Source organism: Sphingomonas zeicaulis (assembly GCF_050433225.1).
Classification (GTDB): Bacteria; Pseudomonadota; Alphaproteobacteria; order Sphingomonadales; family Sphingomonadaceae; genus Sphingomonas_D; species Sphingomonas_D zeicaulis.
In genome coordinates, this window is the sequence record NZ_JBNPXQ010000001.1 from 1252398 (window position 1) to 1268518 (window position 16121).

The following is a 16121-nucleotide window of genomic DNA, read 5'->3' on the forward strand; positions in this document are numbered from 1 at the left end:
GTGACGGGGCGGTTCATCAGCCTTGAGGGCGGCGAGGGCGTCGGCAAGTCTACGCAACTCGCCCGCCTGGCCGATGCGTTGCGCGCGCGCGGGCTGACGGTCACAATCACTCGCGAACCCGGGGGTAGCGAGGGGGCGGAGGCGATCCGCCGCCTGCTGCTGGAGGGCGATGCCGGCCGCTGGAATGCGCGCGCCGAGGCGCTGCTGTTCGCCGCGGCGCGAGCTGACCATGTGGCGCGCACGATCCTGCCCGCAGTCGCAGCGGGGCATATCGTGCTGTGCGATCGCTTCCTCGATTCGAGCCGCGCCTATCAAGGTGGTGCCGGCGGGCTGGCGGATGCAGACATCGTCGCGCTCCACCGCGTCGGCAGCGACGGCGTGCTGCCCGATCGTACCTTGCTGCTCCATCTGCCCGCCGAAGAGGCGGCCGCGCGCAGCGCCGCGCGCGACGTGGGGGGAGCGGACAGGATCGGTGGACGCGATGCCGCCTATCACGCCGCGGTCGCGGCCGCCTTCGCGGGGTTCGCCTTGGCGGAGCCGGATCGCTTCCGTACCGTCGATGCGCGCGGATCCGCAGAAGAAGTGACCGAACGGCTCGTCGCCGCACTGGCGGACCTGCTGCCATGACCGTGCCGATCGGCCATGACCCCCAGATCGCCGCGTTCCGCGCGGCGATGGCGCAGGGCGCGCTCCACCATGCCTGGCTGCTGGTCGGCCCGCAGGGCGTCGGCAAAGCGAGCTTCGCCCAGGCGGCGGCGTTGCGCCTGCTCGCCGAGGCCGCGGGGCCGCCGCCCGGCGATGGTTTCGGCGTGCCCGGCGATCATCCCGTAGCCCGCTATTTCCTGGCGGACAGCCATCCCGATTTCCGCCGGCTCGAACGCCTGCCCAAGGACATCAAGCTGCGCGATCAGCCGCGCGCCGAGTGGGACGATGCCGAGCGCGCGCGCAGCATCACCATCGCGCAGGTGCGCGCGCTGCAGGGGCTGTTCGCGACGACGCCTTCGTTGTCGCCGCGCCGCGTCGTGCTGATCGACGCCGCCGACGATCTTGAACGGCCCGCCGCCAACGCGCTGCTCAAGAGCCTAGAGGAGCCGCCCGCCGGCACCTTGTTCCTGCTCGTCAGCCACGCGCCGGGCCGGCTGCTGCCGACGATCCGCTCGCGCTGCCGGGTGCTGCGCTTCGGCCGGTTGGGCAGTGAGGATGTATCGGCTGTGCTGCGCGCCGAGCGGCCCGATCTGGAGGCGGACGAGATCGCAGCACTGGTCGAGGTCGGCGAGGGATCTCCGGGCCGTGCGTTGCGTTTCGCCGGCCTCGACATCGCTACGCTCGATGCGGCGATCGCCGCGATCATCGAAAGCGGCGATCCCGCCAATGCGGCGCGGGCGAAGCTTGCGAAGATGCTGTCGGCCAAGGCCGCACAGCAGCGTTATGAGGCGTTCCTCGAGCGCGTGCCCGCCGCGATCTCGGCGGAGGCACGGCGGCGGCGCGGCACCGCGCTGGGAGAATCGCTCGACCAGTGGGAACGCGCGCGCCGGCTCGCGGGCAGCGCCGTCCACCTGTCGCTCGACCCGCAGAGCGTGGTAATCGAACTCGGCTCGATTCTCGCCGAACTCGCCACCGCGCGGGCCGCCTGAACCCCTCTTCCGCCCCGGCCATGCCCCGCTTCGCACCCGCCCATGACATCGTGCTTGGATTTCTGCGCCGTACTCGCCAAAAGGGCGCCGTGACGTCCGCTACCCCATCGTTCCGCCCCTTGCTGATGCTGTGCGCCGGGCTTGCGCTCGTCGGTGGCGGCGTGGCCGTGGTCGCGCAGATCGAGGGCGGCGCCGAACGCGGCGTCTCGCCGATCGACAGTTCGTCGAGCTTTGAGGTGACCGGCATCCAGGTCGATGTCGCCGCCAAGACCGCTGACGCCGCGCGCTATGCCGGCTGGCGAGAGGCTCAGCGCAAGGGCTGGAAGGCGCTGTGGAGCCGCACCCACGCCGGTGCCGCGGCACCCCAGCTTTCGGACAGCGCGCTCGATGCGATCGTCGCCGGCGTCGTCGTCGAAAATGAACAGATCGGCCCCACCCGCTATATCGCGCGGTTGGGGGTACTGTTCGATCGGGCGCGCGCCGGCCAGATCCTGGGCGTGAGTGGCCAGATCATGCGCTCGCCGCCGCTCCTGGTAATCCCCGTGCAATGGTCGGGCGGTGCGCCGCAAAGCTTCGAGACCCGCACCGAATGGCAGAAGGCCTGGGCGCGTTTCCGCACCGGATCGAGTGCGATCGACTATGTCCGCCCCACCGGCACCGGCTCCGATCCTTTGCTGCTGAACGCAGCGCAGGCCGGCCGCCCCGGGCGGATCTGGTGGCGGATGCTGCTCGACCAGTTCGGCGCCGCCGACGTGCTGGTGCCGACGGTGAAGCTCAGCCGGATGTGGCCCGGCGGCCCGGTGATCGGCCGCTTCAGCGCGCATTACGGCCCCGATTCGAAGCTGCTCGGTGAGTTCACGTTGCGCGTCGAGCGCAGCGAGTTGCTGCCGCAACTGCTCGACAGCGGCGTCCAGCGGCTCGACGAACTCTATGTCACTGCGCTGCGCGAGGGACGGTTGCGACCCGATCCGTCGCTGGTGATCGAGGATCCGGTCGAGGTCGAGGAGATGGAGGAAGCGGTCGAGGCCGCCGACACCGCCGAGATCGTGACGCCGGATGCCACGCAGGGCACGACCTCGGTTACCGTCCAGTTCATGACGCCGGATGTCGCCGCGCTCAACGCCGCCGAGACTCAGGTCCGCGGGCTTCCGGGTGTGAGCGGCGCATCGACGACGAGCCTCGCGATCGGTGGCACCTCGGTCATGCGCGTCGTCTATCGCGGAGATGCCGCTGCGCTGCGCCTCGCACTGCAGGCGCGCGGCTGGCAGGTCGAGGAAGCGGGCGGCGTGCTGCGCATCCGACGCGGCGGGAGCGCCTCACCCTCGCCGAGTGCAACGCCGACGCCATGAGCCAGATCGCGCTGCCGCTCGACTGGCCAGACCCGACGGCTGCCGACATCATCGTGAGTGACGCCAACGCCCATGTCGCCCACCATTTCGAACGGTGGACGACCTGGCCGGTGATGGCGACCTTGCTCACCGGCCCGCGCAAGTCCGGCCGCTCGCGCTTCGCCGCGCAGTTCGCGCTGCGAACCGGTGGGCGGCTGATCGACAATGCCGAATCCCAGCCGGAAGAAGGCCTGTTCCACGCATGGAACAACGCCCAGGAAAAGCGCCGGCCCCTGGTGATCGTCGCGGATCGGCCGCCGCCCGCCTGGGAGATCGCCCTTCCTGATCTCGCCTCGCGCATCGCGGCCACACCTGCGGTAGAGATCGGCAATCCTGACGATGCGCTGATCGCGCGCCTGATCGAGGATCAACTTGGCCGGCGCGGGCTGGCGGTGGCGCCGGACCTGCTCGTCTTCATCCTTGCACGGGTAGAACGCGACTATGTCGCAGTCCATCGCGTCATCGACGCGCTCGACCAGGAGGCGTTCAGCCGCCGCACCCGGCTGTCGGTGCCGCTTGCAAGAACCGCACTTGCCGGCATCGGCATGATCGACCCCGTAACATAATGCAGCTAGGTGATTCGCATATGAGCCATCCAGCCGAACGCGTGGCCGCTGATGCGACCCCCATCGAACCCGCGATCATCGACGCGGAACGCTATTTCAACCGCGAGCTGAGCTGGCTCGCTTTCAACCGTCGCGTGATGGAGGAGGCCGCGAACACCGCACATCCGCTGCTGGAGCGGCTGCGGTTCCTGTCCATCTCGGGCAACAATCTCGATGAGTTCTTCATGGTCCGCGTCGCCGGCCTCAAGGGCCAGCAGATGCAGGCGATCGAGGCGCGCGCCCCCGATGGCATGACGGTGACGCAGCAACTCGCGGCGATCACCGCGGAGGCGGATGCGCTGATGGTGGAGCAGCAGGCGCAGTGGCGCTCCATGCGGCGCGAACTCGCCGAAGCGGGCATTGAGGTGGTCGGCAGCGATCGCATCGATGACGAATCGGAAGCTTGGCTGGAACAGCATTTCCGCGAGCAGATCTTTCCGATCGTGACGCCGCAGGCGCTCGATCCCTCGCATCCCTTTCCCTTCATCCCCAACAAGGGGCTGAGCCTGATCTTCGATCTGGTGCGGCTCTCTGACAAGGAACCGATCCGCGAACTGCTGATGGTGCCGTCCACCTTGCAGCGCTTCGTCCGCTTTCCCGGAGACGCGGCGCGCTACATCTCCATGGAACATGTGCTGCGGCGCTTTGCGGGGCTGTTGTTTCCAGGCTTCGAGATGCAGGGCGTCGGTGCGTTCCGTATCATCCGCGACAGCGATCTGGAAATCGAGGAAGAGGCCGAGGATCTCGTCCGCCACTTCCGCAGCGCGATCAAGCGGCGCCGCCGCGGTCGGGTGATCCGGCTGGAGATCGAGACCGCGGTGCCGCCCGAGGTGGAGGCGCTGGTCAAGGAAGAACTGGGCGGCAATGACGCGCTGATCACCGAGCAGGCGAGCTTCCTTGGCCTCGGCGATCTCGACATGCTGGTCGACGAGGACCGGCCCGATCTGAAATTCACCCCCTACAGCCCGCGCTTCCCCGAGCGCATCCGCGAGCATGGCGGCGATTGCTTCGCTGCGATCCGCGCCAAGGATATCGTCGTCCATCACCCCTATGAGGCGTTCGACGTCGTGCTGGCCTTCCTGCGCCAGGCGGCGGCCGACCCTGACGTGGTGGCGATCAAGCAGACGCTGTACCGCGCCGGCAAGCAGTCCGCGGTGATCAATGCGCTGATCGCGGCGGCGGAGGCCGGCAAGTCGGTGACCGCGGTGGTCGAGATCAAGGCGCGCTTCGACGAGGAGCAGAACCTGCTGTGGGCAAGCGCGCTGGAGCGTGCCGGCGTGCAGGTGGTCTATGGCTTTATCGACTGGAAGACTCACGCCAAGGTATCGATGGTCGTGCGACGCGAGGGCGGCAGCTATCGCACCTACTGCCATTTCGGGACGGGCAATTATCACCCGATCACCGCGCGCATCTATACCGATCTGAGCTTCTTCACCGCCGATCCGCGCGCGGGCCGCGATGCGGCGCAACTCTTCAACTACATCACCGGCTATGTCGAGCCGACCAACCTCGAACTGATCACCATGTCGCCAATCAACATGCGCCAGAAGCTCTGCGCGCTGATCGATGGCGAGATCGCCTTTGCCGAGGCGGGCAAACCGGCGACGATCTGGGCCAAGATGAACTCGCTGGTCGATCCGGCGATCATTGAGAAGCTGTATCAGGCGAGCGAAGCCGGGGTCAGGATCGAACTGATCGTGCGCGGCATGTGCTGCCTGAGGCCCGGCGTACCCGGCATGTCCGCCAACATCCGGGTGAAGTCGGTGGTCGGCCGCTTCCTCGAGCACAGCCGCATCTGGGCATTCGGCAAGGGCAGGGTGATGCCCAATGACGATGCGCGGCTGTTCATCTCGTCGGCTGACTGGATGTCACGCAACTTCGATCGGCGCGTCGAATATATGATGCCGATCGAGAACCCGACGGTCCATGATCAGGTGCTTGACCAGGTGATGGTCGCCAACCTGATCGACAATGAGCAGAGCTGGGAGCTGCGAGCCGATGGCCGCTATGAACGTGTCGTGGCAGAACCTGGCACCAAGTCGTTCAATCTTCATCGTTATTTCATGACCAATCCCTCACTGTCGGGCCGTGGTGCCGCGCTGCAGGGATCGGATGCCGTGCCGAAGCTTCGCCTGAGGCGCTGACATGGCCGTGCTTGACCTGTTCCAGCGTAACCAGTCCGCGCCCGTGCTTGATCGGTCCGCGATCATCGACATCGGCTCCAACTCGGTCCGTCTCGTCGTTTATGATGGGCCGCGTCGTTCGCCCGCGACGCTGTTCAACGAGAAGGTGCTCGCTGGCCTCGGCCGCGGGCTTTCCTCGAACGGCGCGCTCGATCGCGAGGCGATGGATTCGGCATTGGTCGCGCTGGCGCGCTTCCGGCGGCTCTGCGTCGAGATGGCGGTCGGCAACCTGCGCACGGTCGCAACCGCAGCGGTGCGCGATGCGTCCAACGGGCCGCGCTTCATTCAGCGCATCGAAGCGCTGGGTTTACCCGTCGAATTGCTGAGCGGGGAGCAGGAGGCCGAGGCCGCAGGGCTTGGCGTGATCTCGGGTATTCCCGATGCCGATGGCATCGTCGGCGACATGGGGGGCGGCAGCCTCGAACTCGTCCGGGTGCGCGGCGGTGCGGTGCATGATCGCCTCTCGCTGCCGCTCGGCGCGCTGCGCATCGCAGCGATCCGTGCCAAGGGCAAGCGCGCGCTCGATAGCTTCGTGCGCAAGGCGCTGGCCGATGTCGGTTGGATCGCGGACAGCCAGGGGTTGCCCTTCTATCTGGTCGGTGGCTCGTGGCGCGCGCTCGCGCGGCTCGACATGCATGCCACGGATTATCCGCTGCCGATCGTCCATCATTATGAGATGGATCCCACTGCCGCGGCGCGGCTGGTGCGGGTGCTGGCGCGGATAGACAAGCGCAAGCTGAAGCAGATCACCGAGATCTCGCCGGGCCGTATCCCGACCCTGCTCGACTCGGCGTTGCTGTTGGCGGTACTGGGCCGTGCGCTGGGATCGCGCGTGCTGATCGCGTCGGCCAACGGCCTGCGCGAAGGCCTGCTCTACCAGAACCTCTCCGATGAAGAGCGCGCGATCGATCCGTTGATCGCGGCGGCGCGCGAGGAAGGTGTTCGGCAGGGCCGCTTCCGCGAACATGGCGATCTGCTCGCGCGCTGGATCGCGCCGCTGTTCGAGGGCGAGAGCGCGGAGCAGCAGCGGCTCCGCCATGCCGCCTGCCTGCTTGCCGATGTCGGCTGGCGCGCCAACCCCGATTTCCGCGCCGAACGCGGTGTCGAGACCGCGTTGCACGGCAATTGGGTGGGCATCGATGCGTTCGGCCGCGCGATGGTGGCGCAGGCGTTGTGCGCCAATTTCGGTGGCGGGTCGACAGCGATGAACAGCCTGTTCTCGATCTGCCCCGAAGCCGAACTCAAGCGTGCGCTTCGATGGGGGCTCGCGATGCGGCTGGGACAGCGGCTGAGCGGCGGCGTTGCTGGTCCACTGGAATCGAGCCGCGTCGAAGTGGGTGAGGGGGCGCTGCGGTTGTTTCTCACCGCAGAGGATGCTCCGCTCTATGGCGAGGCAGTCGAGCGCCGCCACCGGCAATTGGCCGGCTTGATGGGGCTTACGCCGGTATTGATGGGTTGAAGGGGCGCGGGCGGCAAACGCCGCCCGGCCATTTTACCCGCAGCGGGCGGAAACCACCTTGTTCGCCGCATCCAGCTCGATGTTCAGCCGGTCCTCGCGATAATCCTGCGTTACCGCCATGCCGGGCGAAATCCAGCGCAGGCTGCGCGCGCCGGAGCGCTTCATCGCTTCATCGCCTAGCGTTTCGGAACGCGGCTGGCCGACGAGATCGGTGAGCGCGCTGGCGTTACAAGCGCCACCGGCTTCCGTGGGCGGGGCCGGCGCAGTTTCGGGGGCGTCGCCGGCGTTGGCGGTGGCGCAACCGCCCAGCGTCATGCAGGCGGCAAGCAGGGCCGCGGACGTGCGGGTGACGGACAGGATCATGCGGCTTCGTCTCCGATACGGTTCATTTTGAGTTTACCGCCCATCACCGCGAAGCCCAATCGGCCTTCGACCAGCGCCAGTGCATCCCGGCCGAACTGATCGTAGCGCCAGCCGTCGAGGATCGCGAGATCGTCACGCACGCCGGCGGCAAGCAGTTCCAGTTCCTCGCTCCGCGCAAGCAGTCGGGGGGCAACGCTGATGTCGCGCGCGCGGATCTTGAGCAGCAGCTTGAGCAGGTCGGCGACCAGGCCGCCATCCTTGCCGAGCCCCGGCTTGCGATCGTCGCGCGGCGGCATGTCGCTCGCCGACATCGGCTTCGCGGCGGCGATCGCCGCCATCAGCCGTCCGCCGATATCATTGGTCGCCCAACTCGTTGAGAGCCCGCGCACCTTGGCAAGATCGGCCTGCTGGCGCGGGGGATGTGCGGCGACGTCCGCCAGGGTCTCGTCCTTGATGATGCGGCCGCGCGGCAGGTTCTTGCCCTGTGCCTCGCGCTCGCGCCACGCCGCCAGTGCCTTCAGGCGGCCGAGCACCTCGGGTTTGCGGCCCTGGATGCGGACGCGCTGCCACGCCTCCTCGGGATCGTTCACATAGTTGGACGGGTCGGCGATCCGCTCCATCTCCTGGTCCAGCCAGTCGCCGCGCCCGGTCTTGCGCAGCTTGTCGAGCATGCGCGGGAAAATCTTGGCGAGATGGGTGACGTCCGCGATCGCATAGTCGATCTGGCGCCGGTCGAGCGGGCGGCGCGACCAGTCGGTAAAGCGCGCGCCCTTGTCGAGCGTGATGCCCAGATAATTGTCGACCAGATTGGAATAGCCCACTTGCTCGCCTTGGCCGAGCGCCATTGCCGCGATTTGGGTGTCGAACATCGGATGCGGGGTCTTGCCCGTCAGGTTGTGGACGATCTCGATGTCCTGCCCCCCGGCATGGAAGACCTTGAGCACATCCTCATTCTCGACGAGCAGGTCGAGCAGCGGCTTGAGATCGATGCCCTTGACCATTGGATCGATCGCGGCGGCTTCCTTGCCGTCGGAGATCTGGATCAGGCAAAGTTCCGGCCAATAGCTGTTCTCGCGCATGAATTCGGTATCGACGGCGACGAACGGCGACTTGGCAAGACGGATACAAAGGTCCGCGAGCGTCTGGCTGTCTTCGATAAGAGGGTGAATTTCCATCACGTTCCCATAGAGCGTGAACACGCAAGGGGGAAGCGTGACGGCGCCATCCCTTGACAAAGCCCCCCATCGCCTGTGTTAGGCGCGGCTTTTACGGACGCCGTCCATCCCATTCGCAACATGAGCAGCATCATGCACGCCTATCGCACCCACACCTGCGCAGAACTCAATGCGCGCCACGTCGGCGAGACCGTCCGTCTTTCGGGCTGGGTCCACCGCAAGCGCGACCATGGCGGCGTGTTGTTCGTCGATCTGCGGGATCATTACGGCCTGACCCAGATCGTCGCCGATTCCGATTCCGCCGCGCTGCCGATCCTCGAATCGCTGCGGGTCGAATCCGTCGTCACGATTGACGGCGTGGTGAAGGCGCGGTCGGGCTCGACCGTGAACCCGAACCTGTCGACCGGTGAGATCGAGGTGTTCGCGCGGGGCGTGAGCGTGCAATCGGCGGCGCAGGAACTGCCGATGCCCGTCGCCGGCGAAGCCGATTATCCCGAAGACATCCGCCTGCGCTATCGCTTCCTCGACCTGCGGCGCGAGCGGCTGCACAAGAATATCGTGCTGCGCTCCAATGTGATCGCCTCGGTTCGCAATCGGATGATCAGCCAGGGCTTCACCGAGTTCCAGACGCCGATCCTGACAGCATCGAGCCCGGAAGGTGCGCGCGACTATCTGGTGCCCAGCCGTGTTCACCCGGGCAAGTTCTACGCGCTGCCGCAGGCGCCGCAGATGTTCAAGCAGTTGCTGATGGTGGCGGGCTTCGACCGCTATTTCCAAATTGCGCCCTGCTTCCGCGATGAAGACGCGCGCGCCGACCGGAGCCCGGGCGAGTTCTACCAGCTCGATTTCGAGATGAGCTTCGTCACGCAGGACGATGTGTTCGCCGCGATCGAGCCGGTGCTGCACGGCCTGTTCGAGGAATTCGCGGGCGACCGCCAGGTTTCGCCGCTGCCGTTCCGCCGCATTCCCTATGCGGAATCGATGCTCAAATACGGCAACGACAAGCCCGACCTGCGCAACCCGCTGCTGATCACCGACGTCTCGGACCATTTCGTCGACTCGGGCTTCGGCATCTTCTCGCGCATCGTCGAGGGCGGCGGCAAGGTCCGCGCGATCCCGGCGCCGGGCGCGGGTGCGGGCAGCCGCAAATTCTTCGACGACATGAACGAATGGGCCCGCGCCCAGGGCTTCACCGGTCTCGGCTATATCAACATCAAGGATGGTGTGCCCGGCGGCCCGATCGCCAAGAATCATGGCGAAGAGGCGACCGCGAAGCTGATCGCCGAGCTCGGCCTCGGCGCCAACGACGGCGTGTTCTTCGCCGCCGGCAAGGAAGCCGATGCCGCCAAGCTCGCCGGCCTTGCGCGTACCCGCACGGGCGAGTTGCTGAACCTGATCGATCCCAAGCGTTTCGAGTTCTGCTGGATCGTCGACTTCCCGATGTTCGAATATGATGAGGACGCGAAGAAGATCGACTTCAGCCACAACCCCTTCTCGATGCCGCAGGGCGAGCTGGAGGCGCTGGAGACCAAGGATCCGCTCGATATCCTCGCTTACCAGTATGACATCGTCTGCAACGGCGTGGAGCTGAGCTCGGGCGCGATCCGGAACCATCGCCCGGAGATCATGTACAAGGCGTTCGAGATCGCCGGCTACACGCAGGAGCAGGTCGACGCGAACTTCTCCGGCATGATCAACGCCTTCAAGTTCGGCGCGCCGCCGCACGGCGGCTCCGCGCCGGGCATCGACCGCATCGTCATGCTGCTGGCGGACGAGCCGAACATCCGCGAGGTCATCGTCTTCCCGATGAACCAGAAGGCGGAAGACCTGATGATGAATGCGCCGGCGCCGGCGACCCCGAAGCAGCTCCGCGAGCTGAGCATCCGGGTCGTCGAGCAGACCAAGGGCTAAGCTTGCGAACGATGGCCATGCGCGCCTAGCTTCCTGTCGAGGGAGTTGGGTGCGTATGACCATCGATCTGTCGGACTATGAACGGGGCGTCGCGGCGCCCGAACATTATGATGCAGCGCTCGCCGACATCCAGAAGCGGCTGGCGCGGATCCAGTCCGCCTTCATCGTCCGCGGCGGCAAGGCGATCATCCTGTTCGAGGGATGGGACGCCGCCGGCAAGGGCGGCATCATCAAGCGGATGACCGCCGAGTGGGATCCGCGCTATTTCCACGTCTGGCCGATCGCGGCGCCGACCCCCGAGGAAAAGCAGCGCCATTTCCTGTGGAGATTCTGGAACAAGCTGCCCGCCAACCGCCAGATCGCCGTATTCGACCGGAGCTGGTACGGCCGCGTCCTCGTCGAGCGCGTCGAGGGCTTTGCGAGCAAGGCCGAATGGAAGCGCGGCTTCGACGAGATCAACGCCTTCGAGCAGCAGCAGCATGATGCCGGCGCAACGATCGTGAAATTGTTCGTCCATGTCAGCCAGGAGGAACAGGATCGCCGGCTGATCGAGCGCATCGAAAATCCGTGGAAGCGCTGGAAGACGGGCACGGAGGATTATCGCAACCGTGCGCGGCGCGACGATTATCTGAAGGCGATGGACGCGATGTTCCGCAAGACCGACACCAAGGTTGCGCCGTGGCAGGTGGTCGACGGCAACAGCAAGAAGGGCGCACGGATCGCCGGGCTGACCTATATCGCCGACCGTCTCGAGGCGGCAGTCTCGATGAAGCCGCCGAGCGTCGATCCCGAAGTGCTGCGGCTGGCGCAGGAGGCGTATGGCGACCGGATCGGGAAGATCTGAGACGCGGGGTCAGTTGGCCGGCGGATAGCCGATCGTCATCACCTCATACTCCCTCGCCCCCGCCGGCAGCTCGATCCGGCGAACGTCGCCGATGCCGGCACCGCGCAGCGCGCGGGCGAGGGGGGCGTTCCAGCCGATCAGTCCGGCGCCGGCGTCCGCCTCGTCATCGCCGACGATGGTCAAGGTGCGATGATTGTCGTCTTCGTCGGCAATGGTCACGGTCGCGCCGAAGAAGATGCGGCTGCGATCGGCCTGCGCGGCGGGATCGACCACCTTCGCCGCCTTCATCTTGCGCGACAGCCGGTTGAGCGTGCGATCGATCTCGCGCAGCCGCTTGCGACCATAGATATAATCGCCGTTCTCGGATCGGTCGCCATTGCCCGCCGCCCATGAGATGGTCTCGATCAACTTCGGGCGCTCGACGCTGAACAGTTCGTCATATTCGCGGCGCAGCCTGGCATAGCCATCGGGGGTGATGTAATTGGGGCGATCCATCCCGCCTGCCTATCCCGCCGCGCATCGGCGCACAATCGCTGCCGCTGGACGGACGCGAAGCGGGCGCTATTGTCTCTCCCGATGACGAGCAGCCCGCCCGCCGCCGATGCCGGCGCCAACCGCCTGATCGCCGGTATCAAGCCCTATGTCGAACGGGCTCCGCTGGCTTCCTTCTTCCTCGGCGTGTCGTCGGGCTTTCCCTATGCCATGATCGCCGCTACCCTGACGACGCGGCTCGCGCAGAGCGGAATCGACAAGAAGACGGTGACCGCCTTCGCGCTCGCCTTCCTCGTCTACAACTTCAAATTCCTGTGGGCGTGGATCATCGACGGCGTCCGGATCCCGGTACTCGGGCGTCTCGGCCAGCGCGTGTCGTGGCTGATCGTCACCGGCATGCTGGTGATCGCGGCCGTCGCGAACCTTGCGCTCGTCGATCCTTCGACCAACCTGTTGTGGACGGCCTGGGCGGCAGTGCTGGTGGGCTTCGCCGGCGCCACTTATGACGTCGTGATCGACGCCTATCGCATCGAGATCCTCGAGCCGCGTCAGCTCGGCGTCGGATCGGGGATGACCCAATATGGCTGGCGGATCGGCTCGGTCGCCGCGGCCGCGCTGGCGCTGGTGCTGGCCGAATCGGTTGGTTGGACGATCGCCTACATGGCGTGCGCGGTGTTTGCGCTGCCGGCGATGCTGACCGGCCTCATCCTTGGCGAGCCGCAGCGCCACCGTGAGGCAGCACCGCGAAAGGGGCTCGGCGAACTCGGTACGTCGATCATCGGGCCGTTCATCGAATTCTTCCAGCGCCGCGGCGCGCTGCTGGTGCTGCTGTTCATCCTGCTCCACAAGATCGGCGATACGCTTGCCAACCTGACCTTCCGGCTGCTGTTCAACGATCTCGGCTTTAGCAACAGCGAGATTGCGATCTACGATGTCGGCGTCGGCTTCTGGGCCTATTTGCTCGGCATCTTCGCCGGCGGCTTCCTCTACGCCAGCTGGGGGATGAAGCGGTCGGTGCTGGTCAGCCTGGTGCTGATGGCGGTTTCCAACTTCAGCTTCGCGCTGCTGGCGGGTGCCGGGCACAGCAACATCGGCATGGCGGCCGCAATCGGTTTCGAGAATTTCGCCAGCGGCATCGGCGGCGTCACCGTCGTCGCCTATTTCTCGGCCTTGACCGATCTGCGCTTCACCGCCGCGCAATATGCGCTGATCTCCGCCGCCTCCAGCATCGTCGGGCGGTTACTTACGGGCACCACCGCTGGCGCGCTGATCGAGGCGATGGGCTATGTGAACTTCTATCTGTTCACCACATTGATCGCCTTCCCGGGCGTGATCCTGTTCTGGCTGATGATGCGCGCGGGCATGATCGACGATTCGATCGGCAGCGCTGGCAAGGAGCCGGCGAACGACAAGGACATCTTCGACTAGACAAGCGGTTGCGCTTCCCGTGTTCCCCCGCTGCGGCTATAGGCGCGGCGGGGGGATAGCAGCATGGCTTTGCTCGTCGCGTCGATGCTTCTTCAGGTGCTTTGCGCCGTGCATGCGGTTCGTACCGGGCGCGGCCAGATGTGGCTGTTCATCATCCTGTTGTTCTCGGTGATCGGCTGCGTCGTCTATTTCTTCGCCGAGGTGCTGCCCGACATGCGCGGCAACCGCCATGTCCGTACCGCACGTGGCGCGGCGATGGCGAAGCTAGATCCCGAACGCGATCTGCGGGAAGCGCAGGGCCGGCTCGATGTGGCCGATACCATCGCCAACCGTGTCGCGCTCGCCGATGCTCTCGCCGTGCTTGGCCGTCATGGCGAGGCCGTGGCCGCGTATCGGGAAGCGCTGGCGATGATGCCGATGGACCATCCGCGCGTCCAAACCCGGCTGGCGCGGTCTTTGTTCGAAAGCGGCGATTCCAGAAGCGCGCTCGCTGTGATCGAGGCGCTGCCCGAAGCCGCCGGCACGGGCGAAGGTGATCAGCGCCTGCTGCTCAAGGCGCGCATTCTCGCCGAGATCGGTCGCTCCGCCGAAGCGCTCTCGCTCTACGCCGATATCGTTAACCGCGTGCCTGGTGAGGAGGCGCGCTGCCGCTATGCCGCGCTGCTGCTCGAAACCGGCGATCGCATGCAGGCGCGCAGCGTGCTGGAAGAGGTCGAACGCCGCGCGAGGCGGCTCGACCGCACCCAGCGCTTCGCCGAGCGCGACATGTATGACTGGGCCGAGCGCGAGCTCAAAGCGCTGCGGGGCTGAGCGGCCTGCCGAGATCCTCGAAGGTCTGCCCCAGCGCCTGCGCGCTGGAGAGGGCGCCGAGGCAGTCCGATGTTCCCAGCACCATCGACAGCCTGCTGTGCGCACGGCGCGGATCCTCAGCGGCGACGCCGATCGCGCCCATCAGCATCGCCTCGCCGTGCGTCATGCGGCCGCAGCAGCAGGGCGCGACCATGATGCGGTTGCGCGAGCTGCGGGCGAGTTCCGCCATGAGCGCGCGCAACAGCACCAGCGGCCGGCGATGCGATCCGCCGAATGCGGAGAACAGCGCATGCGCGGCATACGCATCGTTCAGCCCGCCCATCGCCATCCGCCGCATCGCGAACAAAAGGGTGCGATCGGTGGGCGCTTCCGGCGCCGTCCGGATGAGCAGATCGTCGATGTCGGCCTGGCTGCTGTTCATGAGTCGCCTCGTCTCCATATCGGAAGACGATCCTTCAGCATCAGCTATTGCAAGTCAATCGCAATTGAGCGGCAGTTAGTCGGGTGGCTGGTTGTTTGCGTCCAAAATGGTGCCGGCGAGGTAGAGCGAGCCTAGGATCAGCACCGCCGGCGGCTGTGACGGTGCGCTGGTGCGCGCGATCCGCGCCAACGCGGAGCGGGGATCCTCCGCGGAAAGGCCTGCGACGCCGAGGTCGGATGCCAGCGCGGCGAGCGCCGCGGGGCTATGATGCTCATGGCCAGGCACCGGCACGGTCGAAACGCTCGTCGCCAGTCCAACGAAGGGCTTGAGCAGCCCCACCGGATCCTTGTTGGCGAGCATGCCCAGGATCAGGTGCAGCGGCCGCGCGTCGCTGGCGGCCTCGCGGAAATAGGCGGCGATCGCCTCCCCGGCGGCCGGATTATGGCCGCCGTCAAGCCAGACGCGGCTGCCGGCGGGCAGAAGCGCCGTCAGCGGCCCCTGTTCGAGCAGTTGCAGTCGCGCGGGCCATTGCGCCCACAGCGGCGCCGCGGAAAGGGCAGCGGCGGGGATCGGCACGGCGCTCTGGTGGCGCAGCATCGCGATGGCCAGCGCCAGATTGTCCTGCTGGTGCGCGCCGGGCAGGCGGGGCAGGGGTGTCGTCACCACGCCAGCCTCGTCGCGATAATGGAGCTGGCCGCGATATTCGGCGTGTCGCCAGGCGGTGCCGCCGGGCAGGAAGGTCGCACCGGCGGCGGCTGCCGCCTCGGCGACGGCGCCGAGCGGCTCGGCGGGATGATCGAGCATCACCAGCGGTACGCCGGACTTGGCGATGCCTGCCTTCTCGCGCGCGATCGCGACGATCGTGTCGCCGAGGAACGCCTCATGGTCGATGCCCAGCCGCGCGATGCCGCACACCACGGGCCGCTCGATGATGTTTGTGGCATCAAGCCGCCCGCCGAGCCCGACCTCGACGATGCAGGCGTCGGCGGGCGTGCGCGCGAAGGCGAGGAAGGCGGCGGCGGTGGTCGTCTCGAAAAAGCTCGGATTGATGTCGTCTGCGCCGTCGAGGACTTCGGCCAGCAGCGGTGCCAGTGTCGCGTCGTCGATCAGCCGGCCGGCGATGCGGATCCGCTCGTTGAAGCGCACGAGGTGCGGGCTGGAATAAACATGCACGGTCAGCCCCGCCGCTTCGAGCGCCGCGCGGAGATAGGCGCAGGTCGATCCCTTGCCGTTGGTGCCGGCGACATGGAACACCGGCGGCAAGCGGTGCTGCGGCTTGCCGAGCCGGTCGAGCAACTGGCTGATCCGCTCCAGCCCCAGCACATCGCGCCCGGGCGAGAGCATTGCCAGCCGGTCGAGCTGCTGCTGGACGGCAGGATCGGTGGAAACGGCGTAATCCATGCTTACC

The 16121-nt window shown here is 66.7% G+C and carries 15 protein-coding genes; 10 read left to right on the top strand and 5 right to left on the bottom strand.

The window, feature by feature from the left end; translation table 11 throughout:
- The 6 genes from tmk to FHS96_RS05995 all read left to right on the top strand — a co-directional run bounded on the left by tmk (window position 1) and on the right by FHS96_RS05995 (window position 7269).
- Entirely contained in the window at window positions 1–627 is a 627-nt protein-coding gene (gene tmk / locus FHS96_RS05970) for a dTMP kinase (RefSeq protein ID WP_429588559.1), read from the top strand.
- Window positions 624–1634: an AAA family ATPase gene (locus FHS96_RS05975; RefSeq protein WP_429588560.1), complete on the top strand. Its 1011-nt coding sequence runs from the start codon at window positions 624–626 to the stop codon at window positions 1632–1634. The genes tmk and FHS96_RS05975 overlap by 4 nt, the downstream gene beginning before the upstream one ends.
- A gap of 89 nt (window positions 1635–1723) precedes the next feature.
- Entirely contained in the window at window positions 1724–2983 is a 1260-nt protein-coding gene (locus FHS96_RS05980; protein WP_429588561.1) for a heavy-metal-associated domain-containing protein, read from the top strand.
- Complete coding sequence (locus tag FHS96_RS05985; protein ID WP_429588562.1) at window positions 2980–3588, top strand: HdaA/DnaA family protein; 609 nt, start codon at window positions 2980–2982, stop codon at window positions 3586–3588. Before FHS96_RS05980 ends, FHS96_RS05985 begins: the two co-directional genes overlap by 4 nt.
- A 20-nt stretch (window positions 3589–3608) precedes the next feature.
- The gene (locus tag FHS96_RS05990) at window positions 3609–5771 is read left to right on the top strand and encodes an RNA degradosome polyphosphate kinase (protein WP_429588563.1); all 2163 of its coding nucleotides are present in this window, start codon (window positions 3609–3611) and stop codon (window positions 5769–5771) included.
- Between the two features lies 1 nt (window position 5772).
- A complete protein-coding gene (locus FHS96_RS05995) occupies window positions 5773–7269 on the top strand; it encodes a Ppx/GppA phosphatase family protein (RefSeq protein WP_429588564.1) in 1497 nt (498 codons plus the stop codon).
- A 33-nt stretch (window positions 7270–7302) separates the two neighbouring features.
- On the opposite strand, the gene FHS96_RS06000 is transcribed toward FHS96_RS05995, so the two are convergent.
- Entirely contained in the window at window positions 7303–7632 is a 330-nt protein-coding gene (locus FHS96_RS06000; protein ID WP_429588565.1) for an I78 family peptidase inhibitor, read from the bottom strand.
- Window positions 7629–8807, bottom strand: coding sequence for a ribonuclease D (gene rnd / locus FHS96_RS06005; protein WP_429588566.1), 1179 nt, complete (start codon window positions 8805–8807; stop codon window positions 7629–7631). Before rnd ends, FHS96_RS06000 begins: the two co-directional genes overlap by 4 nt.
- Window positions 8808–8939: 132 nt before the next feature.
- Here rnd and aspS point away from each other — a divergent pair, with 132 nt between their 5' ends.
- Both aspS and FHS96_RS06015 read left to right on the top strand, forming a co-directional pair.
- Complete coding sequence (gene aspS / locus FHS96_RS06010) at window positions 8940–10718, top strand: aspartate--tRNA ligase (protein WP_429588567.1); 1779 nt, start codon at window positions 8940–8942, stop codon at window positions 10716–10718.
- 55 nt (window positions 10719–10773) lie between these two features.
- Window positions 10774–11562 carry a polyphosphate kinase 2 family protein gene (locus tag FHS96_RS06015; RefSeq protein WP_429588568.1) on the top strand — a complete coding sequence of 263 codons (789 nt, stop codon included), beginning with the start codon at window positions 10774–10776 and terminating at the stop codon, window positions 11560–11562.
- A gap of 9 nt (window positions 11563–11571) precedes the next feature.
- On the opposite strand, the gene greB is transcribed toward FHS96_RS06015, so the two are convergent.
- Window positions 11572–12057, bottom strand: a complete 486-nt coding sequence (gene greB, locus FHS96_RS06020) for a transcription elongation factor GreB (protein ID WP_429588569.1) — start codon at window positions 12055–12057, stop codon at window positions 11572–11574.
- Window positions 12058–12138: 81 nt separating this feature from the next.
- Between greB and FHS96_RS06025 the strand changes: the two genes are divergently transcribed.
- Both FHS96_RS06025 and FHS96_RS06030 read left to right on the top strand, forming a co-directional pair.
- Window positions 12139–13482 (top strand): AmpG family muropeptide MFS transporter, encoded by a 1344-nt coding sequence (locus FHS96_RS06025; protein ID WP_429588570.1) that lies wholly within the window; start codon window positions 12139–12141, stop codon window positions 13480–13482.
- Between the two features lie 63 nt (window positions 13483–13545).
- Window positions 13546–14292: a tetratricopeptide repeat protein gene (locus FHS96_RS06030; RefSeq protein WP_429588571.1), complete on the top strand. Its 747-nt coding sequence runs from the start codon at window positions 13546–13548 to the stop codon at window positions 14290–14292.
- On the opposite strand, the gene FHS96_RS06035 is transcribed toward FHS96_RS06030, so the two are convergent.
- Window positions 14273–14713, bottom strand: coding sequence for a DUF6628 family protein (locus FHS96_RS06035; protein ID WP_429588572.1), 441 nt, complete (start codon window positions 14711–14713; stop codon window positions 14273–14275). The two genes, FHS96_RS06030 and FHS96_RS06035, sit on opposite strands and share 20 nt — an antisense overlap.
- Before the next feature lie 75 nt (window positions 14714–14788).
- Complete coding sequence (locus FHS96_RS06040) at window positions 14789–16114, bottom strand: bifunctional folylpolyglutamate synthase/dihydrofolate synthase (RefSeq protein WP_429588573.1); 1326 nt, start codon at window positions 16112–16114, stop codon at window positions 14789–14791.
- Window positions 16115–16121 lie beyond the last annotated feature (7 nt).

What these genes read in the sequence shown, in the direction of transcription:
- FHS96_RS05975 (WP_429588560.1), top strand. Translation starts at nt 624, where the DNA reads ATGACCGTGCCGATCGGCCATGACCCCCAGATCGCCGCGTTCCGCGCG.
- greB (WP_429588569.1), bottom strand. Translation starts at nt 12,057, where the DNA reads ATGGATCGCCCCAATTACATCACCCCCGATGGCTATGCCAGGCTGCGC.
- FHS96_RS06000 (WP_429588565.1), bottom strand. Translation starts at nt 7,632, where the DNA reads ATGATCCTGTCCGTCACCCGCACGTCCGCGGCCCTGCTTGCCGCCTGC.
- FHS96_RS06040 (WP_429588573.1), bottom strand. Translation starts at nt 16,114, where the DNA reads ATGGATTACGCCGTTTCCACCGATCCTGCCGTCCAGCAGCAGCTCGAC.
- FHS96_RS06035 (WP_429588572.1), bottom strand. Translation starts at nt 14,713, where the DNA reads ATGAACAGCAGCCAGGCCGACATCGACGATCTGCTCATCCGGACGGCG.
- FHS96_RS06025 (WP_429588570.1), top strand. Translation starts at nt 12,139, where the DNA reads ATGACGAGCAGCCCGCCCGCCGCCGATGCCGGCGCCAACCGCCTGATC.
- FHS96_RS05995 (WP_429588564.1), top strand. Translation starts at nt 5,773, where the DNA reads ATGGCCGTGCTTGACCTGTTCCAGCGTAACCAGTCCGCGCCCGTGCTT.
- FHS96_RS06030 (WP_429588571.1), top strand. Translation starts at nt 13,546, where the DNA reads ATGGCTTTGCTCGTCGCGTCGATGCTTCTTCAGGTGCTTTGCGCCGTG.
- FHS96_RS06015 (WP_429588568.1), top strand. Translation starts at nt 10,774, where the DNA reads ATGACCATCGATCTGTCGGACTATGAACGGGGCGTCGCGGCGCCCGAA.
- FHS96_RS05990 (WP_429588563.1), top strand. Translation starts at nt 3,609, where the DNA reads ATGAGCCATCCAGCCGAACGCGTGGCCGCTGATGCGACCCCCATCGAA.
- FHS96_RS05985 (WP_429588562.1), top strand. Translation starts at nt 2,980, where the DNA reads ATGAGCCAGATCGCGCTGCCGCTCGACTGGCCAGACCCGACGGCTGCC.
- rnd (WP_429588566.1), bottom strand. Translation starts at nt 8,807, where the DNA reads ATGGAAATTCACCCTCTTATCGAAGACAGCCAGACGCTCGCGGACCTT.
- aspS (WP_429588567.1), top strand. Translation starts at nt 8,940, where the DNA reads ATGCACGCCTATCGCACCCACACCTGCGCAGAACTCAATGCGCGCCAC.